A 7193-nucleotide genomic window follows, 5' to 3' on the forward strand; every position below is an offset into this window, starting at 1 on the left:
GGTTAAGATCATTACAACGCAAGAAAATAAAATCCGCTATATAAACATGTCAATGGAGGGTCTCGTTGTTTGATCGTCCCGATTCAGGTGATCGGGCAGTTCTGGTTCATTTGACCCTTCATTCCGGGCAGGAAGATCTTTTAGAATTAAAAGAATTGGCCAAATCAGCCGGGACTGATCCTGTTTATGTAGTAACCGGCAGTCGCAAAAGTCCCGATCCAAAATATTTCGTAGGCAAAGGCAAGCTTGATGAGCTTAAGAATATTATCGAGACCTATTCTGCCGACATCGTTTTGTTCAATCATCCGCTTTCACCCAGCCAGGAGAGAAACCTCGAGGAGACTCTGGGTGTCCGAGTCGTCGACAGAAACGGTCTGATCCTTGATATATTTGCGCAGCGAGCCCAGACCTTTGAAGGCAAGCTCCAGGTTGAACTGGCGCAGTTGCGCCATCTGTCCACTCGCCTGGTTCGAGGCTGGACTCATTTGGAACGCCAGAAAGGCGGTATCGGCCTTCGCGGGCCGGGTGAAACCCAGTTGGAAACCGACAGGCGATTATTGGACTTGCGCATTAAACAGATACAGCAGCGTTTGGGAAAAGTCGATAAGCAAAGACATCAGGGGCGCAGCAAACGAAAAAAGGCCGAAATTCCGTCAGTTTCATTGGTAGGCTATACCAATGCCGGCAAATCCACTTTATTTAACAAGCTGACCGGTGCAGCCACATATACTGCGGATCAATTGTTTGCTACTTTGGATCCTACTTTGCGCAGCTGCCGATTACCTGACAACAGAGAAGTTGTTTTGGCCGATACCGTGGGTTTTATACGGCATTTGCCGCATGAACTGGTGGCGGCGTTTAAATCCACGTTGCAGGAAGCCAGTGAAGCGGATTTATTGCTGCATGTCATTGATGCTAATGCCGAAGACAGAGATGAAACTATTGTCCAGGTCAATCAGGTTTTGACAGATATAAAGGCTGATAAAATCAGGCAGATCGAGGTTTTCAATAAAATAGATTTACTCGATAAAATCAGTCCTCGAGTTGACCGGGATGAGGCCGGGAATCCGCTTCGGGTATGGGTGTCCGCAGAGACCGGGGCAGGTATTGATCTGCTTTATCAGGTATTAGCGGAAATATTTTCAATCCCAAAGATTAAAAGAAAATGTTATTTACAACCTGATCAAGGCGATATACGAGCAAAGTTATTTAGCTGTGCAAAGATAATTGATGAGCAAATTGATGCTGCCGGCGTGAGTGAATTAGTGATTGAAATTGATGCCAGGCAGCTGAATTTATTGAACTCCGTAAAAATTGAAGAAATGCTTTAATGTTAGCGATGATGATGTTCTTATTTATAAAATTTCCCAGTTAAACAATGAGAATCTGACTATTTACGATAGAATACCAATATTGCATGGCTCGGCTATGGCAACATCCGACCCCCTTAAAGATAAATATCCTGCGGGATGATTATAATAAAATTTAAATAATCCAATATGGAGCAAATATATGTCGTGGAATGAGCCTGGTGGCGATAAGAAAGACCCCTGGAGCGGTCGAGGTGACCAGAAAACTCCTCCTGATCTAGATGAAGCAATACGTTCATTGCAAGAAAAACTAGGCAAGATTTTTGGCGGCGGCAGAGGCGGTAGCAGAGGCCCCACTGAGGGGGCATCAATGAAAGCAATTGGTTTTTTTATCGCCGGTGCTTTGTTATTGTGGGGGCTAAGCGGTTTTTATATTGTTGATGAAGGTAACCATGGCGTTGAAAGGCGATTTGGTAAATATATTGCAACAACCCAGTCCGGATTAAACTGGCATTTTCCTGTACCTATTGAAACGGTTGACATTATTAATGTTAGGCAACAACGTTTTATTGAGGTCGGTTATCGCAGCGGCGGCAGCGATCAGAGCCGCGGCTCGGTGCCGAAAGAAGCCTTGATGTTGACCAAGGATGAAAATATTGTCGATGTTCGTCTGGCAGTTCAGTACCAGGTAAAGAATGCCAAGGATTTTCTGTTTAATGTAGTAAATCCCGCGGCTACCTTAAAACAGGTCATCGAAAGCGCGCAACGGGGAGTAGTTGGCAGCAGCACAATGGACTTTGTTTTAACCGAAGGTCGTAGTGAAGTTGTCGCGCAAATTAAAAAGGAAATACAGGATATTATGGATTATTATCAATCCGGCGTTCAGATCACCAGTGTCAATCTTCAGGATGCGCAGCCGCCGGAACAAGTGCAAAATGCTTTTGAAGATGCCATTAAGTCGCGTGAAGATCAGCAGCGATTAATCAATGAGGCTGAAGCTTATTCAAACGATGTGGTCCCTAAAGCACGCGGTGCGGCAGCCAGAAAGATACAGGAGGCCGAAGGCTATAAAGAACAGGTTATTGCGCAGGCTGAAGGTGAAGCCAGCCGTTTTTCACAATTACTTGCAGAATATAAAAAAGCCCCTGACGTAACCAGGAAGCGTCTTTATCTTGAATCAATGGAATCTGTGCTGACTGAATCCAATACCGTCTTGATTGATGTTAAAGGAGGCAACAATTTGCTTTACTTGCCGCTGGATAAAATAATTGAACGTCAGCCGCAGCCCTCGCTTCAGAAAACAGAGACAGCTCAAAGCTCTGTACATGAATCCGCTGCAGATGAGGTTGAAGATCAACCCGGTTTACGAACAATAACCCGCGGCCGTGACGCAAGGGGACGCTAATGACATTGAATAAAATATTGGTAGGTGTAGCAGGACTATTGCTTATTGGCCTGATGTGCGTGTTTACAGTCAATGAAACAGAAAAAGCCATTAAATTTCGTTTGGGTGAAATCATAAAATCTGATTATGAACCGGGACTTCATTTTAAAGTGCCCTTTATTAATAATGTAAAAAAGTTTGATTCCCGAATTCAAACCATGGATGCTAAACCCGAACGCTTTTTAACGGCTGAAAAGAAGAACGTAATTGTGGATTCTTTTGTTAAATGGCGCATAGGCGATGTAACAACTTTTTATACCGTGGTTGCGGGTGATATAGAACAGGCTAATTTACGGCTGGATCAAATCATTAAAGATGCGTTCCGCAGCGAATTTAGCAAACGCAATATCAGGCAGCTAGTGTCAACGGATCGCAAGGCTATACGTGAGATTTTGATTCAGAATTCCAAAAAAATCGCAGCTAACCTGGGTATGAATATTATTGATGTTCAGGTAATGCGCATTGATTTGCCTAGTGAAGTCAGCAGTTCTGTTTATCGCCGAATGGAAGCAGAGCGTGAGAGAGTGGCTCGTGAATTCCGCTCCCAAGGCTCAGAAGCAGCGGAAAGGATTCGTGCCGATGCGGACAGACAGAGGGTGGTTACTCTCGCAAATTCCTTTCGGGATGCCGAGAAACTGCGCGGCGAAGGTGATGCCAGATCCGCAGAAATATATGCCAGGGCGTTTGGGGAAGATACTGAATTTTTTACCTTTTATCGCAGCTTGAATGCCTATAAGAATACTTTTTCACATTCAAATATGATGGTGCTTGATCCTGAGTCTGATTTCTTCAAGTATTTTAAGGGTCATGTCCAGAAATAAGGCAAAAAGGAAGCCTGCCTTCTGGTATCAAGCCAATGATCGGGACGAGGCCTGCCTCCCGTCACCTCGGCGGCAGCGAAAGCAACACTGCTTTGCTGGCGGCAGGCCCTCCCCGCTGGCCTTCAGGCCGGGGTCAGAAACCGGCAAGGCGATTTGATTAGCCTGCTTTTTTGATATAAAAACGCTCCGCTTGCGGGGCGTTTTGTTTGAGCGGACAGATAAAACATGCAACAAAAAGACTTCTGGCTTTTGCCCGACGGCATAGAAGAAATATTGCCCGACGAGGCCAGGCACCTTGAAAACTTGCGGCGCACGCTGCTGGATATGTTCGCCTGCTGGGGCTATGAACTGGTTATACCGCCATTTATAGATTTTCTGGACTCATTGCTGACCGGATCAGGGCATGACCTGGAATTGCAAACTTTCAAGCTGACAGACCAGATCAGCGGTAAAATGCTGGGAGTCAGAGCGGATATGACACCCCAGGTTTCCCGAATAGATGCTCATAATCTTAAGCATGAGCCGCCCACCCGTCTGTGTTATGTGGGGACTGTCTTACATACCCGCGGCGATCCCCTGGAAAAGACCAGAAGCCCCATGCAGATTGGCGCCGAACTTTATGGGCATGCGGGTCAGGAAAGCGATGTAGAAGTGATTCGCCTCATGCTGGAAATGCTGGTAATGGCAGGACTACAAGCTGTGCATCTTGATTTGGGACACGTCGGAATATACCGGGCTTTATCAGAACAGGCCGGTTTAACAAAAATTCAGGAAAGTGAATTATTCGATGTATTGCAACGCAAGGCCAGACCCGAGCTTCAGGATTTACTGGCTGAATACAGTATTAATAGTGACCTTAAAATGATGCTTATGAAATTACCGGAACTGAACGGTGACAGGGGAATTATTAATAAAGCGCGTCAGTTGCTGTCCACGGCCAATGATGAAGTAAAACTGGCATTAGCCGATCTGGAGGCTATTGCGGAAAAACTGGCCGTCCATTTTCCCTCCTTGCCAATCAGTTTCGATTTAGCTGAATTGCGCGGCTATCATTATCATACCGGTGTGGTTTTTGCAGCTTTCGTTCCGTCAATAGGCAGAGAAATCGCCAGAGGCGGCCGCTATGATAATATCGGTGCTGTTTTTGGACGCGCCCGTCCCGCCACCGGCTTTAGCGCCGATTTGAAAACGTTATCCTTATTAAGCAAGGATTCCGGCCAAAAACAACAGAGCGCGCGGATTTTCGCTCCGCATCTCGATGATGGGATTCTGAATGAAAAAATCAGGGACTTGCGCGCACGGCGGCAAGCTGTTATTCAGCAATTACCAGGTCAGGCCGGAAATGCAAAAGAACTGGGCTGTACCTCAATTTTAGAAAAAGATAATCACCACTGGGTTGTCAGGCCCTTGGATTAAGTCTGGAATAATTATGGGAAAAAACGTCGTTGTTATCGGCACCCAATGGGGTGACGAAGGAAAAGGTAAAGTGGTTGATCTATTAACGGATCAGGCGGAGGCTGTAATACGATTCCAGGGAGGGCATAATGCCGGCCATACCCTGGTTATACGTGGAGAAAAAACCGTATTGCATATGGTTCCTTCCGGTATTCTCAGGGATAATGTGCAGTGTATGATCGGCAATGGCGTGGTTTTATCGCCTGCTGATTTGCTCCACGAAATTGAATTTTTGGAAAAAGCCGGGATCTCGGTCAGGAATCGCTTGCTGATCAGTGAAGCCTGTACCTTAATTTTACCTATGCATGCCGCCATTGATCAGGCGCGAGAGAAAGCGAGCGGCAATAAAGCTATTGGCACCACAGGCCGTGGCATAGGCCCTGCTTATGAGGATAAGGCCGCGCGAAGAGGATTACGTGCCGGAGATTTGCTGAATGCCAGGAGCTTTGCGGTAAAGCTTAAAGAATTGCTGGAGTATCATAACTTTATTTTAAGTCATTATTATCATACGGATGCCGTTGATTATCAGCAGATGCTTGATGAAACATTGATGCTGGGTGAACAAATCAAACCCATGCTCTCTGATGTCAGTGAAGAGCTGTATAAATTTCAGGCGGAAGGAAAAAATCTGTTATTTGAAGGCGCTCAAGGGGCATTGCTGGACATAGATCACGGCACTTTCCCTTATGTCACCTCATCCAGCACAACAGCAGGCGGCGCGGCTACCGGTACCGGCATAGGCCCTCTTGATCTTGATTATGTGCTGGGGATTACTAAAGCCTATTCCACCCGGGTAGGGAATGGCCCTTTTCCTACGGAATTACATGATAAAAAAGGCGAACATCTGAGTGCTAGAGGCAAGGAATTTGGCGCTACAACAGGACGCAAACGACGTACCGGCTGGTTTGATGCCGTAGCCATGCGAAAATCAGCAAGGCTAAACAGTTTAAGCGGAATTTGTTTGACCAAGCTGGATGTGCTTGACGGTCTTGAAAAAGTCGGCATTTGTACGGCCTACAGACTGAAAGGAGCTGTTACTGAAACGGCGCCGCTAGGCGCAGACCAGTATGAACAATGCCATGCCATTATTGAAGAGTTGCCGGGCTGGACGGGCGCTACCGCAGGCATAACTGATTTCAATGACCTGCCTGACAATGCCAAAGCCTATATCAAGAGAATTGAAGAACTGATAGGTGTTAAAATGACTATTTTATCAACAGGCCCGGATAGGGAAGAAACTATAATTCTGGAACATCCCTTTGCTTGATTAACTCGCCTTGTAAAACCAGAATGGGTATAGCGATGAAAATACAGACCAGCCTTTTATACCTAACACTGGCCGCCCTTATCCGGATGCGCCAATAGTCAAGCTGAGGCGGTTCTTCCTTCAGGCAGGCAGCACAACTAGATACCGAGTTACACTGTGCTGTCGGGGCATAGCTTATGCGCTGGGCCTGACATTACGAAAATAATTGATGAAAATATGTTAACTTATTCAGCAGGTCTTAAAATCGGCAAGTGGGATCATTATCAACCCGGTATATAAACTGTGTGCTGAATAGTTACAAAATATGCATTATTGTGCCTGTCTATAATCACGAACAGGCCATTCCTCAGGTTATCTCAAAATTAAAAAATTACGGAATTCCGTGTTTACTGATTAATGACGGCAGTTCAGCCCTATGTTCCAAAGTGCTGGAAAACTGCGCCGAAAATGAATCGACCTGGATTAGCCTGGTAAATAGGCGCGAAAACGGCGGCAAAGGCGCGGCTGTTATGGATGGTTTTAGCTTGTCCAGACAACTGGGATTTACCCACGCCATACAAATTGATGCCGATGGACAGCACGACTTCACTGATATTCCCCGGTTTGTTGAAGCAAGCCGTTTAAATCCGGATGCATTGATTCTGGGCAAGCCGCTTTTTGATGAAACAGTTCCCAAAAGCCGTCTTTACGGCCGGCATTTCACCAACCTGTGGATTCATATAAACACCTTGTCTCTTGCGATTGCTGACGGGATGTGCGGTTTCAGAGCCTATCCCCTGGCTGCTGTAGAGCGATTAGCCGGTTTTGCCGCCATTGGCAAACGCATGGATTTTGATATTGATATTGTCGTGCGTTTATTCTGGCAGGGAATTCTAGTCATCAATATTCCCACTTAT

Annotated in this window: 6 protein-coding genes; all 6 read left to right on the plus strand. The window is 46.1% G+C overall.

Annotated features, from left to right (window positions below):
• Positions 1 to 65: 65 nt before the first annotated feature.
• On the plus strand, positions 66 to 1331 hold the full coding sequence (hflX, locus tag HUX64_RS18620; RefSeq protein WP_174627682.1) for a ribosome rescue GTPase HflX: 1266 nt from the start codon (positions 66 to 68) through the stop codon (positions 1329 to 1331).
• Between the two features lie 181 nt (positions 1332 to 1512).
• A complete protein-coding gene (gene hflK, locus HUX64_RS18625) occupies positions 1513 to 2715 on the plus strand; it encodes an FtsH protease activity modulator HflK (RefSeq protein WP_174627683.1) in 1203 nt (400 codons plus the stop codon).
• Entirely contained in the window at positions 2715 to 3575 is an 861-nt protein-coding gene (hflC, locus tag HUX64_RS18630; RefSeq protein ID WP_174627684.1) for a protease modulator HflC, read from the plus strand. Before hflK ends, hflC begins: the two co-directional genes overlap by 1 nt.
• A gap of 225 nt (positions 3576 to 3800) precedes the next feature.
• Positions 3801 to 4991, plus strand: coding sequence for an ATP phosphoribosyltransferase regulatory subunit (locus HUX64_RS18635; protein ID WP_174627685.1), 1191 nt, complete (start codon positions 3801 to 3803; stop codon positions 4989 to 4991).
• A 13-nt stretch (positions 4992 to 5004) separates the two neighbouring features.
• Complete coding sequence (locus HUX64_RS18640) at positions 5005 to 6297, plus strand: adenylosuccinate synthase (protein WP_174627686.1); 1293 nt, start codon at positions 5005 to 5007, stop codon at positions 6295 to 6297.
• 284 nt (positions 6298 to 6581) lie between these two features.
• The coding region (locus tag HUX64_RS18645) for a glycosyltransferase family 2 protein (RefSeq protein ID WP_246247136.1) at positions 6582 to 7193 on the plus strand (612 nt) is incomplete at its 3' end.

Origin of the sequence: Candidatus Methylobacter favarea, from assembly GCF_902806695.1 — a bacterium.
Taxonomy (GTDB): domain Bacteria; phylum Pseudomonadota; class Gammaproteobacteria; order Methylococcales; family Methylomonadaceae; genus Methylobacter_B; species Methylobacter_B favarea.

Coding starts and splice junctions, on each gene's coding strand:
- hflK (WP_174627683.1), top strand. CDS start 1,513: ATGTCGTGGAATGAGCCTGGTGGCGATAAGAAAGACCCCTGGAGCGGT.
- hflC (WP_174627684.1), top strand. CDS start 2,715: ATGACATTGAATAAAATATTGGTAGGTGTAGCAGGACTATTGCTTATT.
- HUX64_RS18635 (WP_174627685.1), top strand. CDS start 3,801: ATGCAACAAAAAGACTTCTGGCTTTTGCCCGACGGCATAGAAGAAATA.
- HUX64_RS18640 (WP_174627686.1), top strand. CDS start 5,005: ATGGGAAAAAACGTCGTTGTTATCGGCACCCAATGGGGTGACGAAGGA.